Genomic DNA, 18,060 nt, shown 5'->3' with positions numbered 1-18,060 from the left:
CGATCTACCTTTCATCGGTGTGACCGGCTGTTGACGGCCGGCTGCGGGTTAGCGGGCGTCAGGCCGGTTCGAACACAAGCAATGCCGCATCCCCTCGGTACACGATCTTCGCTTGCACGGGCATGCCAATGCTCACGGCCTCCGGCTCGATGCCCTCCACACAACTCAGCATGCGCACACCTTCTTCCAGATCGATCACTGCGACGTTGTAGCTGGGCGTGGGCGATTTCTGGCGCACCACGGTAGTGGAATAAACCGTACCCTTCCCGCAGGCTTCGACCCACTCCAGGTCGCGCATCCCGGTAACCGGCTCAGCCACCCGCGGGTAGAACACATAGCGGCCGCTGCCGCGGCTGCGCTGGATCATCAAGCGGCCCTCGGCCAGGAATTTCTGATAATCGACTTCAGGACAAAGAAAGTCCATTCCCGCTCCTCCAAATCGTTTTGCCATGGGCTCGCGCCGAATCGAGCCGCTCTGTCGGGCCAAAATGGAACAAATAACCGAACACTGTTCCAAATCTTAAACGCACAGGGAGCGCGCTGTCAACGGCGGAAAAGCCCTGCCATGCCCCGCCGCGCAAGGCTGCAACTACATCCCGACCAAATTCCCGGCGCACCTCGGACAAACCCGCGTGAGCCGGTTTCAGCGCTTGACGACCACCTGGCCCTTCGTTTAATTTATCGAACATTGTTCATAAACTTGAAGACTTCGGATGTGATCAGGGAGTGGTCGGCGGGGGCGGCGTATCCCTACTCCGGAAACGAATTCGGGGGCCGGCCCGGAAAAACCGTTAGCAAGAGAGCTCGAAGTGACATACGAACTAACAGACGACCAGCTTCAGATCCGCGACCTCATCCGACGCGTCGCAAGGGAGCGCGTGGCGCCGCGGGCCGACGAGATCGACCGTACGGCCGGGTATCCGCACGACATGTACGCACTGCTCAAGGAGCTTGGCCTCTTCACGTTGCCGTTTCCTGAAGCGTATGGCGGCGCCGGCAGCGTGATGTCGGCCTGCATCGCGGTCGAGGAGTTCGGGCGGGTTTGCTACAACACGGGCTATCTGCTGGTCGTGCAATGGACGCCCTTCGGAGCGATTCTCGAAGGCGGCACCGAAGAGCAGAAGGCTCGTCTGCTGCCGGGTCTCGCCTCCGGTGAGTTGCGCGGTGCGCTGTCCATTACCGAGGCTCAAAGCGGCTCCGACGTCTCGGGCATTCGCACGACAGCGCGCCGCAAGAACGGCGGCTATGTGCTCAACGGCTCGAAGATCTGGTGCACGAATTCGCATATCGCCGACTTCATTCTCGTCGCCGCCAGGACGCTCGACGAGGAAGGACAGGCGCTGGGGATCAATCTTTTCATCGTCGATCGCAACACGCCGGGTCTGACGATCGGCAACGAAGAAGACAAGATGGGCGCGCGCGGCGTGGCGTCGTGCCCCCTTTATTTCGACGATGCCTTGATCCGCGCGGAAGACCGTCTCGGGCCGGAAGGCGGCCAGGGGTTCAAGGTGGCCATGGAGGCGCTCAACACGAGCCGTCCCATAGTGGCCGCGCGCGCGGTTGGCATTGCACAGGGCGCGATCGATCACACCGTCAAATTCATTCAGGACCGCGTTGCATTCGGCCAGAGCATCAGCAACTTCCAGGGCGTGCGCTGGATGATCGCCGACATGGTGACCCAGACCGAAGCCGCGCGCCAACTCGTCTATCGCACGGCGTCGCTCGTCGATGCGGGCGTTAGCGGCCGTGAACTCGCCCCAATGGCGGCGATGGCGAAGATGTTCGCATCGGATGTCGCGATGAAAGTCGCGACCGACGCCGTGCAGCTATTCGGTGCCGCGGGCATCTCCAACGAGTATCCGATCAACCGTTATTTCCGCGACGCGAAGGTGGTGCAGATCATCGAAGGCACCAACCAGATTCAACGCAACATCGTCGCGGACAGCGTGCTAGGCCGCATCAAGAAGAACTGACAACGACAGCTCAGCTACCAGCCGAGCCGACAACGACAGAGGACAGGCAATGGAAGAAATCGAAACGGTTGGTCTGGGAATTCACTGGGAGGACCTGCCCGTTGGACGCAAGTTCAAGACCGTGGGCCGCACGGTGACCGAAACGGATGTCGTGAATTTCGTTTCGGTGACCGGCATGCTGGAAGTTCTGTTCACCAACACCGAGTTTCTTCGCGAGCAGTCGGCCATCAAGGGGCGCGTCGCGCCGGGCGCGCTGGTCTTCACGCTGATGGAAGGGCTGCTCACGCAGGCCACCATGCAGGGCGTCGGCTTCGCGTTCCTGAACATGGAACTCGACATCAAAGGCCCGACCTATGTGGGCGACACGATTCACGTGGAATGCGAGGTGATCGAATGCAGGCCTAGCAAGGGGCGCCCCGGACTTGGGCTGGTGCGCACCCGCAACCGCGTGATCAAGCAGGACGGCACGGAAGTGATGGTGTATACGCCGCTCAGGCTCGTTAAAGGCAATGAGTACAAGGCCTGAGCATGGAAAATCCCCAACAACCCCTCGAACCGGCGACCGGCCCGTTAGCCGGTGTCCGCGTGATCGACCTGACCATCAACGTGCTCGGTCCGGTCGCCACGCAGCTACTCGGCGACATGGGCGCGGACGTCATCAAGATCGAACCGCCCGAAGGCGACCAGAACCGCAAGAATGGCCCTGGCCGCAATCCCGACATGGCAGTGTTCTATACGATCATGAACCGCAACAAGCGCAGCGTGATCCTGAACCTGAAGCAGGCCGAATGCCGCGAAGCGCTGCTCAAGCTCGTCGAGACCGCCGACGTCATCGTGCACAGCATGCGCCCGAGTGCCGCCGAGCGCCTCGGCATCGACTATGAAACCGTGCGGGCGCGCAACCCACGCATCGTGTATGCGTCGGGTGCCGGCTATCGAATCGACGGACCCTACAAGGACCGCCCCGCTTTCGACGACGTGATTCAGGGTGAAACCGGCATTGCCGCGATGAACCGCGACGCGGACGGCTCGCCGCGGTACTTCCCCACCGTGATCGTCGACAAGTTCTGCGGCTACGTGCTGGCGTCGTCGATCGGCATGGCGCTCTATCACCGCGAGCGGACCGGTGTCGGCCAGCTCGTCCATGTGCCGATGTTCGAAACGATGCTGCAATTCAATCTTTTCGAGCATCTTTGGGAAGGTGCGCTGGGCTCCAATGACGGAACCGGCCTCGGCTATCCGCGCATGTTTTCGCCGCACCGCCGGCCCTACGCGACAAAAGACGGGCATATCTGCCTGCTCGCCGTGAATAACGAGCAATGGCGCCGCGTGCTGTGCGCAATCGATGCGGCGCATCTGCTCGACGACCCGCGCTTTCGCCACATGGCCGAGCGTATGCGCAATATCAGCGAGCTGTATCGCATCGTCGGCGACGCCATCCGCAACAAGACGACTGCGGAATGGAATGCGATCTTCGCCTCGGCGGACGTGCCGCACGGTCCCGTGCGCGACCTGAAAGACCTGATGCACGACACGTACATCAAGGAGACCGGGTTCTTCCAGCGCTTCGAGCACCCGACCGAAGGCGACATGGTCATGACCTCGATACCGGTGCACTTCTCCGAGTCGCCCGGCAACGTTCGCTATCTGCCGCCGAATCTCGGCGAGCACAGCATCGAGATTCTGGTCGAAGCGGGTTATAGCGCGGACGAAGCGAGCGCGCTCCTCGCGCGGGCCACAGGAAGGGGCGAAGCCGTATCGGAAGCGCTGAGCAAGGATTAACTGGCGCGACAGCGCCTCGCACATCACGGAGGGAATCAATGAAGGGGCTCAAGGAGAAGGTCGTCGTCGTCACTGGCGCGGCAGGTGGGATCGGAAGCGCCATCAGCAGACGATTCGGCGACGAAGGTTCGCTCGTCGCGCTGTTCGACCTGAACGAAGAAGGCGCCGCGCGTGTCGCGGCGGAAATCGAGGCGGCGGGCGGCAAGGCGCGAGCCTACCGCGTCGACATCACGGATCACGAAGGTGTGCATGCCGCGGTGGCGAGAGTCGAGGAAGAACTGGGACCGATCGAGGTTCTCGTGAACAACGCCGGCTGGGACATGGGTGCGTTCTTCCTGCAAACCGAAAAACCGTTCTGGGACAAGGTGGTGGCGATCAATCTGTACGGACCGCTGAACATGCACCATGCCGTGCTGCGACGGATGGCCGAACGTGGCCGTGGCCGCGTCGTCAACATCTCGTCGGATGCGGGACGCGTGGGCTCCTCGATGGAAGCGGTGTACTCGTTCTGCAAAGGCGGACTCATCGCTTTCACGAAGACGATGGCACGCGAAATGGCCCGCCAGATGATTCCCGTCAACGTCGTTTGCCCCGGCCCGACCGCGACCCCGCTTCTCGACAACCTCGCGCAGGGCGAGAAAGGCGAGCGCATCAAGGCCGCCCTCGTGAAGGCCGTGCCGTTCGGCCGCATGGGCGAACCTGGCGACATCCCGGGCGTGGTTGCCTTTCTCGCGAGTGACGACGCCGCGTTCATCAGCGGTCAGGTCATCAGCGTGTCGGGCGGTCTGACGATGGCCGGATAAACGGCACCGCGAACGCAATCAACCAACAACATTGGAATACGACATGGAATTCGAGGACATCAGCTATCAGGAGGCGGATGGGGTCGCGACGATCACCATCAATCGCCCGAAGGTGTACAACGCATTCAGCGCCAACACCGTTGAGGAGCTCATCAAGGCCTTCGGCCTCGCGGGATGGAACAAGGATATCGGCGTGGTGGTGCTCACGGGCGCCGGCGACAAGGCGTTCTGCACGGGCGGCGACCAGTCCGGCGACGGCTACAACGGGCGCGGCACCGTCGGTCTGCCGATCGAGGAACTGCAAAGCATCATCCGCGACATTCCGAAGCCCGTGATCGCGCGCGTGAACGGCTATGCAATCGGCGGCGGCAACGTGCTGGTGACGCTCTGCGATCTCGCCATCGCTGCCGAGACAGCGGTCTTCGGTCAGGTCGGCCCGAAGGTCGGGTCAGTCGATCCGGGCTTCGGCACCGCCTACCTCGCGCGCATCGTCGGTGAGAAGCGCGCGCGGGAAATCTGGTACCTGTGCCGCAAATACAGTGCGAAACAGGCACTCGACTGGGGTCTCATCAACGCCGTCGTGCCCGCGGAGCAACTCGACGCCGAAACAAAGAAGTGGTGCGACGAGATTCTGCAGATGAGCCCCACCGCTATTGCGCTCGCCAAGCGCTCGTTCAATATCGATACCGAGAACATCCGCGGCATCGGCGCGTTCGCGATGCAGGCGCTTGCGATGTACTACGACACGGACGAATCGAAGGAAGGTGGCAATGCGTTCCGCGAAAAGCGCAAGCCTGAGTTTCGAAAGTACGTGAAGTGACCGGCGCAAATGCCGGCGGGGCGACGCTCAGCTTCGGCGTCGCCCTTTGCGCGTACGCGCGCTGCGTTCGCGCACGAAAGCTTCGTTACACGTAACGATCGTGTGCGATATATTGAACGATGTTCGCGTTTAACACTGAACTCGGACATGCCAAAGTCGTCTGCCGAACGCGTCGCCGCTTATCGTACCCGCAAGAAGGCCGAAGGCATGGTGAGCCTGACACTGGTCGTCCCGGCGGCCGACGTCGCCCTCTTCAGCCAGTTCGCCGCGCAACGCCGCGAAAAGCTGCGCGACAACAGACATCCTGGCCAGGCCCCGCGCCAGCAGTGGCTCTCGATGCTGGCCGCGATGACGCCTGCGCTGCCCCAAACTGACGAGCCGCGCCGCAAGCGCAATGCGACCGGCGCACCGATCACACGCGCGCAGACGCTCTTCATGGCGCTGCTGAAGCACATCATCGATCTGGGATGGCCGGCAGGACTACCGCTCGGCTCCGAGCAGGAATTGATGGAGGTCCATGGAGTAAGTCGCGCTGCGTTGCGCGGAGCGATCCGCTTGCTCGAGCACCACTCGATCGTGAGGGTGCAGCGCGGCACCGGAGGCGGCGTGATCGTCGCCCAGCCGGACTTGAGCGCGACGATGCAGGCAGTCAGCGTCTATCTGGAGTACGCGGGCATCGCGCCGCGCGATATTCTCGCGACGCGCCGCACGCTCGAACTGGCCGTCCTGGATCTCGTCATTGAACGGCTCGACCATGAAGGTGAGAGACACGTGCACGAGCAGGTTCAGGCCGAGGCGCAACTCGACGGCCGTGCCTGCGCCGATGAGTTGCTGCGATTTCATTTCCTGCTCGCTGAACTTTGCGGCGATCCCGCACTGCGTCTCTTCGACGGCATCGTCCTGCAACTTGCCGATGCGCATTCCACGTTTCATCGGCGAAACCGAACGGACCGCGACCGCGTCGTAGCGAGGATCAAGGAATACCATCGCGAGATCGCGCGCGCGATCATTGCCCGCGATAAAGAGCAGGCTCGCAGGCAAATGGCCGACTACATCGCAGGTATCAGGACGTGGCTAGCGTAGCGGCCGCGCTGCACTTGCCTGCCCGCCTCAACGATCACCAATCTTGAACCGTCGCCATGCCAGCCGTCTACGTCGTCAGCCTGCTCAACCGGTTCGACGCCGCCACCGCGTCGTCGATCATCTCGTCGAAAATTGCCTCGACCTTCCTGACCGCGTCGGCAAAAACCGCAGCATGCCCATAGTCGATCATGCCCTTGCGCGTGTCGCCAGTCACGTAAGCCTGGTGCGCGAGTGCGCCCATCACGTGAGGACGGAACCGCTCGAACTCCCTCACCTGCGCGCGATCGAGTTCCATGACCGCCTCGGCGCTCTCGTTGCGCAGCACGCGGTGATGATCGCGAATCGCAGACTTGACCACGACGCTTTCGCTGCCGTCGCCCGCCACCACCTTCGCCTTGACTTCAGGATGAATCCACAACTCCTCGGCGACCATCATGCGCGTACCCATGATGACCGCGTCGGCGCCCATCGCCAGCACGCCCGCAAGCTGCCGCCCGGTGCCGATGCCGCCGCCGATCACAACCGGTAAGCCGATTTCCCGCGGCGCCTGCGCTGCCTGCACGATGCTACCGATCTGGTAGATGCCTGGATGGCCGCCGCACTCATTGCCGACGACGATCACACCGTCGACCCCCATCCGCACCGCCGTATGTGCATAGCGCACAGCGGGCACCTTGTGCAAAACTTTGATGCCCGCCTCCTTGAGCAACGGCACGACCGCTTCGGGGCTCGCACCGGCGGTCTCCACGCAGGCAACGTTCTCTTCGATCAGAATGCGGATCTGTTGCTTGACTCGCTCCACTCCGCCCGCTTGCCGCGATATGTAGAGATTGACGCCGAAGTTCTTTGCACCGGTGAGTTCACGACAGGTGCGCAACTCGCTGCGGAATTCATCGGAATCGGGAAAGCCCGCGCCGACGATAAAGCCCATGCCGCCTGCGTTGACGACTGCGGCGACATACCGTGCGTCGGACACGCGCGGCCCAAGACCGCCGCAAAGTATCGGGTGACGAATGCCGAGCAGATCGGTGATTCGCGTCCTGAACATCTGGAGGCGCACGATGTCCTTCCCTCCTGCGGGTCAGCGAAACGAGATCGTGTGGCCGCCATCCACCGCGATCGACTGGCCGTTGATATAGCCGCCCGAACGCGATGCGAGCATCACGGCTAGCCCAGCGATCTCGTCGACCTCGCCGAAGCGCTGTGATGGATTGCGACCACGGTACCATTCGACCATCGCCTGGTCCTCCCATTGCGATCGCGCCATCTCGGTCTTGAAGGTGCCAGGCGCGATGCAATTGGCGGTGACGCCCTTTGCCGCAAATTCCATCGCGAGGTTTCTCACGAGCTGCATGTCGGCGGCTTTGGTGAGACCGTAGGTTCCCGTCACGGCATCGCCGAACAGGCCGACCACGGATGCCACCGAAATAAAGCGCCCATAGCCACGCTCGGTCATGCCGGGCATGGTCATCTGCGCGAGCCAGATATTGCTCTGCACGTTGACCTGCATGAACTTGTTGAACGTTTCGTCTTGCAGGTCGAGTACCGAGCCTATCCACGGGTGAATCGCGGCATTGGCCATCACGATGTCGACCCTGCCCCACTCGCCGTTCGCCGCAGCCACGAGACCTTGCAATTCCGCTTTACGGCCGATGTTGCAGGCGAACGGCAAGGCCACCCGTGTTCCGATCTTTTCGTTGATGGCTTGCGCGGCAGTTTCGCAGGCGTCGGCGTTACGGCCGGAAACGACGACTCTGGCGCCGTGTTCCGCCATGCCGAGCGCACTGGCATAGCCGATGCCGCGACTCGATCCGGTGACGATTGCGACCTTGTCCGTGAGGTCAAAAAGCGATGAGCGCATACGTACTCCGCAGAAAAGGAGGCTTGCCGATGAAAGCAGGGTTCACCGGGCAGGATCAGGCTTGCTTGCGTTTCTGCTGGGCGCTGAACGCCGACGCGATCAGTTCTTTCGCTCGCAGCAGACCGGTGTAGAGCGGCCACGACACAGCAAGCCGTTGATTTCGGTCAGGCAAGCGATTATTTCCCCACCTGCCATGCCATGCCGCCGCTTTGCTTTCTTTGCGCCAATGCCGCCTTCTCGATCCGCAACGCCTCTTCCAGCGAAGCTAGCGCACCCTGATCGATCACCCGCTTGACCGTCGCGACGAGATCGGGGCGGCGGCTCGCAATCGTCTTCGCGAGTGACGCTGCCCGCTCCATCAGTTGATCGTGGCTGACCACCTCGTTCGCGAGGCCAATGCGCAACGCCGTGGCCGCGTCAATCGGATCGCTCGTCAAGCTGAACTGCTTCGCCCACCGCTGACCCACGATATACGGCAACCTCGCGGTCATACCGCCCCCCGCGAGCGCACCGATTTTCGTGTGCGTGTCGGCAAAGCGCGCGCGCTCGGACGCGATGATGAAATCGCACCCCATTGCAAGTTCCAGCCCGCCTGTAACGGCAGCGCCGTTGACCGCCGCGATTACCGGCTTGGTGATGCGCGGCCACATATCGATCATGTCCGCGACCCGCGTGCGCGGCGCATCGGGCGCGGAAAAATCATTCAGGTCGAGCCCAGCACAAAAGGCCGGATCGGCGCCCGTCACGATAAGGACGCGCAGGCTTTGGTCCGCTTCGAAACGATGCAATGCGTCGACCAGCGCTTCTGTCAATGCGAGGTTCAGTGCGTTGCGGGCCGCGGGCCGGTTCAGTGTCAACGTGAGAACCGCTCCGTCACTCCGCACGCCGAGCAGATCGGTTGCTTTCGCGTTCATGGCAATGCCTCGAAAGGGTTCACGCCGCCGCGGCCAATGCCTCGTGCTGAATCTGGCGTGCGTAGCGATTCAGGTGGTAGTCCGTGTTGCCGAACAATGCGTCGAGCACCAGATGACGGCGATAGTGATGGCCCACCTTGTATTCATCCGTGATGCCGTAGCCACCGTGCAACTGGATACCCTGCTGCGTGACGAACTTCGCGCTACGCGTGGTCTGTGCCTTGCAGCCCGAGATTTCCACGCTCCGGTTCTCCCTGTCCTCGCTGATGGAGAGCAACGCGCGGTGCAGTGTCGCGCGCGCCTGCATCGCTTCGATCGCCATGTCGGCCATCCGGTGTTGCAGCGCCTGGAAGCTGCCAATCGCCACGCCGAACTGTTTGCGCGTTTTCAAGTATTCCGACGCGAGCTCGATAGCGTCTTCCATATCGCCCACCAGTTCAGCACAGATCGCAACGACCGCTTCGTCGACGGCGGCCTGCAGTCCTTCGAACGCTCGCCCAGCCTCACCCAGAACATTCGATTCTGCGACGATCACACCATCGAGCAGCAAGTCGGCAGATGGCGTGCCGTCGAGCAACGCGCAAGTCTTCAGCGTCACGCCTGCCTGCTTCGGATCGACGACGAAAACCCCGATGCCGTCCGTGGCATCGGCGGCGCCCGCCGCGCGAGCGACGACGAGCAGACGGTCTGCAACGGGCGCTCCAACCACGAGCGTCTTATGGCCGTCCAGCCGCCACGCCCCGTCGTCTGTCTTCTTCGCGGTTGCAGTCACGTAGTGCACCTGACCCCGCGCTTCACGTTCACTTTGCGCGACCGCATAGACAGTCTCGCCGGAAACGATCTCGCCAAGTATGGCCTCGCGCTGCCCGTCTCGCCCGCAGCGCGTGACAAGCGACGCGGGAAACACACCACACATCACGTATGGCTCCAGCACCAGCGCGCGCCCGATCTGCTCGGCCACGATGGCGCTTTCGATCGACGAGAAACCGAGCCCGCCCAATTCATCCGGCACCGCGACACCGAGCCATCCCATTTCGCCGAACATGCGCCACGTCTCGCGCGAAAATCCGCCTCCTTGCGAAGCAAGATTGCGACGATGTTCGAACGTATAACTCTTTTGCAAGAAGCGTTGCGCGCTTTCCTGCAACATCCGCTGTTCGTCGCTCAACTCAAAGTCCATGCTGCACCCTCTTTATGCCGGCAATTGATGCGATCCCCACGTCTCGGGGACCGAAGACCGTTCGCGTCTCGACCTAACGTCAAAGATCGAACAGTGCTTTGGCGATGATGTTTCGCTGAATTTCGGCCGTCCCGCCATAGATCGAGCAAGCCCGCCGATAGAAGACTTCTGCCGCCAGGCCTGGCGCGTATTCAGGTCCGATGAACCGGGCCCCGCGCAGCTCTCGCTCTTCATTCGGATCGGGGTAGAACACGGCGCCGTAATCGCCGATCACCTCCAGCAGCATCTCTGTGAGCTTCTGATGGAGTTCGGATCCGCGCACCTTGAGCATGGATCCGATCGCCATACCGCCACTGCGCTCGTCTATCCCTTGATGCAGGATTTTCTGCACCGCCATGTCGATCGCGCGAACCTCCAATTCGTGCTGCGCGAAGCGCGCCGCAAACGTCGGATCCTGGATCAATGGCTTGCCGGCCATGTGTTCGCGCGAAGCGTAGTGCCGGATCTTGCGCAGATAGCGCTTGAGGGCAGGCGCTTCAGCGCCAAGAAATGCCCGCTCGTTAAAGAGCAGAAACTTGGTGTATCCCCACCCCTTGTTGACCTCGCCGAGAAGGTTTTCAGCGGGCACACGCACGTTGTCGTAGAAGACTTCCGCCAGGTGATGGCAGCCATCGAGCGACGCGATCGGCCGTACGGTAACGCCCGGCGACGACATGTCGAGCAGCAGGAAGGAAATGCCCTTTTGTGGCTTCGCTTCGCTATCCGTGCGGACCAGCACGAAATTCCATTGACCGTAGGCGCCGAAGCTGGTCCAGATCTTCTGTCCATTGACGATGTAGTGGTCTCCATCGCGAACCGCCGTCGTACGTAGCGATGCAAGATCGGAACCCGAGCCCGGCTCCGAAAAACCCTGTACCCAGAACACTTCACCACGCTGAATAGGGGGAAGAAAGCGCCGCTTCTGCTCTTCGTTGCCAAACTCGCAAATCACGGGTCCGACGAGCGACACGCCCGCCTGATTCTGTATCGCTGCGCCGGCCAGATAGCACTCTTCCTCGAAGATGTAACGCTGCATCGCGGTCCACCCCGTGCCGCCGTCAGCAACCGGCCAATGCGGCACTGACCACCCGCGCGTTTCGTGCAAGATGCGAGTCCAGCGCTGTGAGTCGTCGTCACCTGCCAAAAAGCCCTGCTGGCCGCGAAAGGCCAGGTCGGCCGGCAAATGCTCGTTGAGGTACGCACGAACTTCTTTGCGGAACGCGATGTCCGCGGGATCTACGCGAAAATCCATTGTTTAGCTTCCAGCGTTTTCAGTACGTTGAACCGCGGCGCGCGCCTCGATCCGCACCCGCTGCTGCGCCAGCGTTGCCGACCAGTGTGCGCGGCGTGGGGGGCATGCAATAAAGCTCGTCCACGACACCGCGCCGTCGCTCGAGCACATTGCGTTGGCTGATCGCGCTCTTTGCACTCAATTCGCCGTTATCGAGCGTCGGCTGCTCGCTTTCGAGCACGATGCGCGCAATGCGCGTAGAGCTGCCGCCAGGACGCGCGGCGAGCTGGTCGAGTCCGGTCTGGAAGAACGCGCGCACGCCGCGGCTGTTGACGATCTGGTCGGCGCCCGGCATCGGATCGTGAAGGTCGTCGCAAAGCGCACGGCACGCTTCGATGTCGGGGAAGACGAGCGCGGTCAAGTAGTCGCGGTCGTGCCCCGCAATCACGATATCCCGCGCATACGGGCCCAACACGTTCAGCGCGTACAGTCGCAACTCGGCGACGTTGACCCAAGTGCCCGAGGACAGCTTGAAATTTTCCGCGATCCGTCCGTCGAAGCGCAGTCCCAGTTCGAGGCGCTGCGGGTCGATGAACGTTGCTGCGTCACCGGAGCAGAAATAGCCTTCCTCGTCGAACGCGGCGGCGGTGCGCTCGGGATCTTTCCAGTAGCCGGGCGTCACACAGTCGCCGAGGAAGCGGATTTCCAGCTTCGCGCCGACCGGCGCCACCTTCACTTTGACGCCGGGCACGGGCAATCCCGCAATCGCTTCCCGTCGCGGATCCCAGGCCGCCGATAAGGGCGTTGGGCCCGCTTCCGTGCTGCCGATGCCCGACATGATGAGCACACGCTGGCCGATGGTACGCACCGCGAGCTCGTCAAGTTGAGCCCAGATGTATTTCGGCAGGCTTGCGCCGCCGTAGTAGATGAGCGCAAGTTTGCTAAAGAATTTCTCGCGCAGCGCCTTGTCCGCCTGCAGATGCGGAATGAGCGAGGCCAACCCTTGCGGCGTATTGAGGTAGACCGCCGGTGCGATTTCACGCAATGCCTGCACCGTCGGGCCAATTTCTTCCGGCGTTGGCTTGCCTGGGTCCAGGTAGTAAGTCCCCCCGCCGTACAGCACCATGCCGAAGTTATGCGTGCCGCCAAAAGTGTGATGCCACGGCAGCCAGTCGACGAGGTCCGATGGCCCGTCCTGAAGAAACGCGAACACCTGGGCGACTTGCTGTCGATTGCTGCACAACATGCGCTGCGGGTAGATCACGCCTTTCGGTGCGCCTGTCGTTCCCGAAGTAAACATGATCTTGCCCACCGTATCCGGGCCGACCGCCTTGAACGCCTCGTCGACGTCGGCTGTAACCGGCGTCTTCAGCCACTCCGCGACGCGCGATCCGCCACGACCCTCCGGCAACGGACCGACGACGACACATTCCACGTCGCCGAACACCTCACGCAATGCGCGGCCATACTGCGCGCCGTCCTCCGCGAAGACGAGGCCGGGCGTGCATACCGCCGCGAGTTGCTTGAGCTTCGAAAAGTCCTGCGATAACAGCGAATACGCGGGCGTCACCGGAATATAGGGAATCCCGACGTGCAATGCGGCGAGCGCGAAGAGCGCGTGTTCAAAGCTTCGATCGGAGAGAATCATCAACGGACGAGACGGCGACAATCCTCGATCGAGCAGCGCCTGCCCCAGCGCACGCGCACCGTCGAACGCCTGGCGGTAGGTCAGAGATTCCCATGACTTGCCGTCCGGCGTCTGCCGCGCAAGCAACGCGCGCTCGGGCGTGACGCTCGCCCAGTGTTCGAGCCGCTCCGTCAAGCGGACGGGATACGGTTCGAGCGGTTCCTTCAGTTCATACACCACGCTTCCGTCTGGCCTTCGCTCGACGATGGCGTCCATGCTGCCGACGCGAATCGGGCGAAACGGCACATCCATCAGGGCATCGTGCGAAGCCGTACCTGCATCCATCTGAGTCGTCCTGTTGTTATCTGGCAAGTCATGTCCCGCGAGCGCTCGCATCGCCTTCCGATACCTGGAAATGTTGCGGGCCAAGTTCAACCAATAATTGAACGTCGATCATCTTGCTGAACCAGAATAACGCGAAATCCCAGCCACGTCTATCCGTTGTCACCCACAAGAAAGGCCTGATAGCACGTACGCAATCTGGCGCGAATGACGTGCGCAATGTCCGGCGCGATTGCAGCTTTGCGCATCGCACAACGACGTGGACAGAAAACACAAAATGCGCTACTTTCTGAACGCTATTCGTATTGTTAAACATGACACCGGATCGTAACCGATTACCGGAACCAGGGAGCCATCATGTCGGAAGAGGTTGTCGTCACCGCTGCCGTTCGCACCGCTATTGGAGACTTCGGTGGCGCGCTATCGAGCATTCCGCCCACGACGCTAGGCGCAACGGTCGTTCGCGCGCTGCTCGAGCGTTCGAATCTGCCGGGTGAAGAGGTGGGCCACGTGGTGTTCGGCAACGTGATTCATACCGAGCCTCGCGACATGTATCTCGCGCGCGTCGCCGCGATGGAAGGCGGTGTCAGCGCGGACGCACCGGCACTGACGCTCAACAGGCTATGCGGCTCCGGCCTCCAGGCAATCATCTCCGCTGCACAAGCTATCGCGCTCGGCGACACGGAAATTGCGATCGGCGCGGGTGCAGAAAGCATGTCGCGCGCGGCATACGTTGCGAGCGGCGCGCGTTGGGGTTCGCGCATGGGCGACATCCGCCTGATCGACATGATGGCCGGCGCGTTGACCGATCCGTTCAGCGCTTGCCATATGGGCGTAACCGCGGAGAACGTCGCAAAGAAGTACGGCATTTCGCGCGACGACCAGGACCTGCTCGCCGTCGAATCGCACCGGCGCGCTGCGCAAGCTATTCATGACGGCAACTTCCGCGAGCAGATCGTGCCCGTAGCGCTGCGCACGAAAAAGGGCGAAACGGTTTTTGACACCGATGAGCATGTGCGGTCGGGCACGACCATCGCCGATCTCGCCAAATTGCGCCCGGCCTTCCAGAAAGACGGTACGGTCACGGCCGGCAATGCGTCGGGACTCAACGACGGCGCGGCTGCAGTCCTGCTGATGGCCCGTCGCACCGCCGAACAACGAGGCCTTCGTCCGCTTGCGCGACTCGTTTCATGGGCTCACGCGGGCGTCGATCCGCAATACATGGGCATCGGCCCGGTGCCTGCGACACGCAAGGCGCTGCAGCGCGCGGGTTTGACCGTCGCGGATCTCGATGTGATCGAAGCGAACGAGGCGTTCGCCGCTCAAGCTTGCGCCGTGGCGAAGGAGTTGGAATTCGACAGCGCAAAGGTCAACCCGAACGGATCGGGCATCTCGCTCGGTCATCCGATCGGCGCAACCGGCGCCGTCATTGCGGTCAAGGCCATTCACGAGTTGCATCGTTGCGGTGGGCGCTATGCGCTCGTGACCATGTGCATCGGCGGAGGTCAAGGCATCGCGGCCATCTTCGAGCGCATTTAGGGCTTCGCACAGCGTTATCCATTCAACCAGAGGGACAACCGTGGTACGCCCCGAACAACGACTCCACCCGCAACGGCAGCCGGTGGCACCACGCCCCGCTGCGACGATGCTGTTGCTACGCGACGCGCAATACGAGGGTTCGCGCACCATTGAAGTGCTGATGACACGACGTTCGGCGCAAGCGAGCTTCGCGCCGGGCGCGTTCGTCTTTCCTGGTGGCGCAATCGACCCGTCCGATGGACGAATCGCCGGCGGCGTACGACGGCGCCCCACGCAAGACGATACGCAAGCGGTTCAGGCCGTGGCCGCCATTCGGGAAACATTCGAAGAGCTCGGCGTGCTGCTGGCATGGCGACACGACGGCGGTTTCGTCGACGGCCACGATATTGCGAGGCTAGACCGGGCAACAGCGATCGAAGACCATTGCTCACAGCACGGCCTCACACTCGCCGCGGATCGTGTCTATCCGTTTGCGCATTGGATCACCGATCGCGATCTGCCGCGGCGCTTTGACGTGCAGTTTTTCGTGGCGCGCATGCCCGTCGGTCAAACCGCTGTCGCGGACGGCGCCGAGCAGTTCGAACCCGTGTGGGTCCGTCCCGACGAGGCACTGGCGCGCCACGCCTCGGGCGACTTCACGATGATCTTCCCGACCGTGCGAACGCTCGAACGCCTTCGCTCGTTCAACTCGGTTGAAGCACTGCTCACGGCGTGCAGGTCTGAAAGGTCGCTGTGGAGCAGTTGTCCGCGCGGTGGGTTGAGCTCAGGCAGTGTCGTGCGCTGTATGGAAGGTGACCCCTCATACGGGGAACTGCGTCTCGTGTGCCCCGACGGTCAGGTGCTCCACTCTCTGGATTGGCGATCGACGGAAACCGCCCCGCTTCTGGGAAACGTGATGCGGTTGACCGCCAGCAACAGCGGCTTGATGACGGGCCCAGGCACGAATAGCTACATCGTTGGCACGGTGGCGACCGGCTTCATCGTGATCGATCCTGGACCGGACGACCAGGCGCATCTTCAACGCATCTTCGCAGCTACGGGCGGCGATATTCGAATGATCGTCTGCACGCACTCCCACGTGGACCATGCACCCGGGGCGAGGCCACTGCAGTCCATGTGTCCGCACAAGCCGCCCGTCCTCGGTCGGTCGTCCGGGCCTGCCGACAGGGCAAGCCATCACTTCGTTCCGGACCGCGAATTGCTCGATGGCGATGTGCTGACACTTGCGCATGACGGCGACACGCATCGATTGCTCGTCGTCTCGACACCGGGGCACGCAAGCAACCACGTGTGCCTGGTCCTTCTGGAAGACGGACTGCTATTCAGCGGCGATCACATTCTGAATGGCAGCACGACCATCATCGATCCTCCCGACGGCAACATGACGGCGTACCTTACGTCACTCGACCGGTTGGACGCGATCTGCGCCGAACGTGAGATCGACTTCATTCTGCCCGCACATGGGTACGTGCTGGACCGAGCGCATGACCAGATCGCCCGCCTCAAGGCACACCGTCTCGCCCGGGAAGCGAAGATCGCCGGCGCGGTAAAGGCACTGCCGACCGGTTCGATCGACGACTGGCTGCGTCTTGCTTATACCGATGTTCCCGAAAGGCTCTGGCCAGCGGCATCCCGGTCGCTGCTGGCGCACCTCGAACGACTCGACGAACAACGTCGTCCGACTTCGCAGGCTTGATTGCGATCGAAACGCATGCATCGGCTGCCACGCTCGCTAAAACCGTGGGCGCGGGCAGCCTTGCTCGACGGTCGTCTTTTTGCGGACTCAGCTCTCTTCTACTAGCGCGGCCAGCCGGCCATGAATGAGTGCGCGCGCCTCGGCGACCATCCGACTCACGAGTTCCGCGCAGGTGGGAATATCCTCGATAAGCCCGATTGCGAGGCCAGCCGGAAACGTTCCGTCTTCGGTGTCACCCGTCTCGTACACTCGCTTACCGCGCTCACCGCTCACCAGCGGCTTGAGATCCGCAAACGTCACACCCTCTTTTTGCTCGAGTTCCAACACCTGCTCCGCTACCGAATTCCTGAAGATACGCGACGTGTTCTTCAGCGTGCGGAAGATCAACGCTGTATTGCGCTCGTCATGCTCTACGAGCCTGCGCTTGACGTTCTCGTGAATCGGCGCCTCCCGCGTCGCCATGAAACGCGTACCCATATTGATCCCATCCGCGCCGAGCGCGAGCGCGGCGACCATGCCGCGCGCATCGGCAATGCCGCCTGAAGCCAGCATCGGAATACGCAGTTTCGCGGCCGCGGCCGGCAACAGGATCAGATTGGGCACGTCGTCCTCGCCCGGATGTCCGGCGCACTCGAATCCGTCCACGCTCACGGCGTCGCAGCCCAACGCCTCCGCTTTCAGCGCGTGACGCACCGCCGTGCACTTGTGGATGACCTTGATTCCCGCAGCCTTGAATGCGGGCATATACGGCTCGGGATTGCGTCCCGCCGTCTCGACGATTTTCACACCGTTCTCCACGACCGCTTGCACGTACTCGTCGTACGGCACTGGCTTGATCGTCGGCAGAATGGTCAGGTTGACGGCGAACGGCTGATCCGTCATTGAGCGAACCCGAGCGATCTCGTTGCGCAGCGCCTCGGGCGTGGGCTGCGTCAGAGCGGTGATGGTGCCGAGCGCACCGGCGTTCGAGACGGCGGCGGCAAGTTCAGCGCGACCCACCCACATCATGCCTCCTTGAACAATGGGGTATCGAATCCCAAGCAGCTGTGTAATGCGTGTTTTCATGTGCTGATCCCTGTGTAAGTGCAACTGATTCTTCGCCCCGCAGTGCTCGAACGTCGCGTGTAAGGTTCGCGCCGGTCGTTTGTATTTACGAACATCGTGCAATTA

The 18,060-nt window shown here is 62.2% G+C and carries 16 protein-coding genes; 8 read left to right on the top strand and 8 right to left on the bottom strand.

What is annotated here, in order from left to right:
* Positions 1-58: 58 nt before the first annotated feature.
* Entirely contained in the window at positions 59-424 is a 366-nt protein-coding gene (locus OKW43_RS35795; protein ID WP_187633601.1) for a Zn-ribbon domain-containing OB-fold protein, read from the bottom strand.
* A 385-nt stretch (positions 425-809) separates the two neighbouring features.
* Here OKW43_RS35795 and OKW43_RS35790 point away from each other — a divergent pair, with 385 nt between their 5' ends.
* From OKW43_RS35790 to OKW43_RS35765, 6 genes are all read left to right on the top strand, one after another.
* Positions 810-1,973: an acyl-CoA dehydrogenase family protein gene (locus tag OKW43_RS35790; protein WP_429453175.1), complete on the top strand. Its 1,164-nt coding sequence runs from the start codon at positions 810-812 to the stop codon at positions 1,971-1,973.
* 49 nt (positions 1,974-2,022) lie between these two features.
* Positions 2,023-2,499: a MaoC family dehydratase gene (locus tag OKW43_RS35785; protein WP_429453173.1), complete on the top strand. Its 477-nt coding sequence runs from the start codon at positions 2,023-2,025 to the stop codon at positions 2,497-2,499.
* Between the two features lie 2 nt (positions 2,500-2,501).
* Positions 2,502-3,755 (top strand): CaiB/BaiF CoA transferase family protein, encoded by a 1,254-nt coding sequence (locus tag OKW43_RS35780; RefSeq protein WP_429453171.1) that lies wholly within the window; start codon positions 2,502-2,504, stop codon positions 3,753-3,755.
* Between the two features lie 38 nt (positions 3,756-3,793).
* Positions 3,794-4,558: a glucose 1-dehydrogenase gene (locus tag OKW43_RS35775; RefSeq protein WP_429453168.1), complete on the top strand. Its 765-nt coding sequence runs from the start codon at positions 3,794-3,796 to the stop codon at positions 4,556-4,558.
* A gap of 43 nt (positions 4,559-4,601) precedes the next feature.
* Complete coding sequence (locus tag OKW43_RS35770; protein WP_429453166.1) at positions 4,602-5,378, top strand: enoyl-CoA hydratase-related protein; 777 nt, start codon at positions 4,602-4,604, stop codon at positions 5,376-5,378.
* A gap of 147 nt (positions 5,379-5,525) precedes the next feature.
* Complete coding sequence (locus OKW43_RS35765) at positions 5,526-6,461, top strand: FadR/GntR family transcriptional regulator (protein WP_429453164.1); 936 nt, start codon at positions 5,526-5,528, stop codon at positions 6,459-6,461.
* Positions 6,462-6,528: 67 nt separating this feature from the next.
* Here OKW43_RS35765 and OKW43_RS35760 read toward each other — a convergent pair whose 3' ends face one another.
* The 6 genes from OKW43_RS35760 to OKW43_RS35735 form a co-directional block, all read right to left on the bottom strand.
* On the bottom strand, positions 6,529-7,521 hold the full coding sequence (locus OKW43_RS35760) for an NAD(P)H-dependent flavin oxidoreductase (protein ID WP_429453162.1): 993 nt from the start codon (positions 7,519-7,521) through the stop codon (positions 6,529-6,531).
* Positions 7,522-7,542: 21 nt separating this feature from the next.
* Positions 7,543-8,322, bottom strand: a complete 780-nt coding sequence (locus OKW43_RS35755; RefSeq protein WP_429453160.1) for an SDR family NAD(P)-dependent oxidoreductase — start codon at positions 8,320-8,322, stop codon at positions 7,543-7,545.
* 176 nt (positions 8,323-8,498) lie between these two features.
* A complete protein-coding gene (locus OKW43_RS35750; protein ID WP_187633609.1) occupies positions 8,499-9,236 on the bottom strand; it encodes an enoyl-CoA hydratase in 738 nt (245 codons plus the stop codon).
* Between the two features lie 19 nt (positions 9,237-9,255).
* The gene (locus tag OKW43_RS35745; RefSeq protein ID WP_429453158.1) at positions 9,256-10,416 is read right to left on the bottom strand and encodes an acyl-CoA dehydrogenase family protein; all 1,161 of its coding nucleotides are present in this window, start codon (positions 10,414-10,416) and stop codon (positions 9,256-9,258) included.
* Between the two features lie 79 nt (positions 10,417-10,495).
* Positions 10,496-11,707, bottom strand: a complete 1,212-nt coding sequence (locus OKW43_RS35740) for an acyl-CoA dehydrogenase family protein (protein ID WP_429453156.1) — start codon at positions 11,705-11,707, stop codon at positions 10,496-10,498.
* Positions 11,708-11,726: 19 nt separating this feature from the next.
* Entirely contained in the window at positions 11,727-13,658 is a 1,932-nt protein-coding gene (locus tag OKW43_RS35735; protein ID WP_429453154.1) for an AMP-binding protein, read from the bottom strand.
* A 354-nt stretch (positions 13,659-14,012) separates the two neighbouring features.
* On the opposite strand from OKW43_RS35735, the gene bktB reads away from it, so the two are divergent.
* Both bktB and OKW43_RS35725 read left to right on the top strand, forming a co-directional pair.
* Positions 14,013-15,194, top strand: a complete 1,182-nt coding sequence (gene bktB, locus OKW43_RS35730) for a beta-ketothiolase BktB (RefSeq protein WP_429453152.1) — start codon at positions 14,013-14,015, stop codon at positions 15,192-15,194.
* Positions 15,195-15,234: 40 nt separating this feature from the next.
* Positions 15,235-16,890 carry an MBL fold metallo-hydrolase gene (locus OKW43_RS35725; RefSeq protein ID WP_429453150.1) on the top strand — a complete coding sequence of 552 codons (1,656 nt, stop codon included), beginning with the start codon at positions 15,235-15,237 and terminating at the stop codon, positions 16,888-16,890.
* Between the two features lie 87 nt (positions 16,891-16,977).
* On the opposite strand, the gene OKW43_RS35720 is transcribed toward OKW43_RS35725, so the two are convergent.
* Complete coding sequence (locus OKW43_RS35720; RefSeq protein WP_429453148.1) at positions 16,978-17,955, bottom strand: NAD(P)H-dependent flavin oxidoreductase; 978 nt, start codon at positions 17,953-17,955, stop codon at positions 16,978-16,980.
* Between the last annotated feature and the right edge of the window lie 105 nt (positions 17,956-18,060).

It is taken from the genome of Paraburkholderia sp. WC7.3g (assembly GCF_050436345.1).
GTDB classification, from domain to species: Bacteria; Pseudomonadota; Gammaproteobacteria; order Burkholderiales; family Burkholderiaceae; genus Paraburkholderia; species Paraburkholderia podalyriae.
Note: the sequence above shows the minus strand (reverse complement) of the source record. Positions and strands in the feature narration are given on the sequence as shown.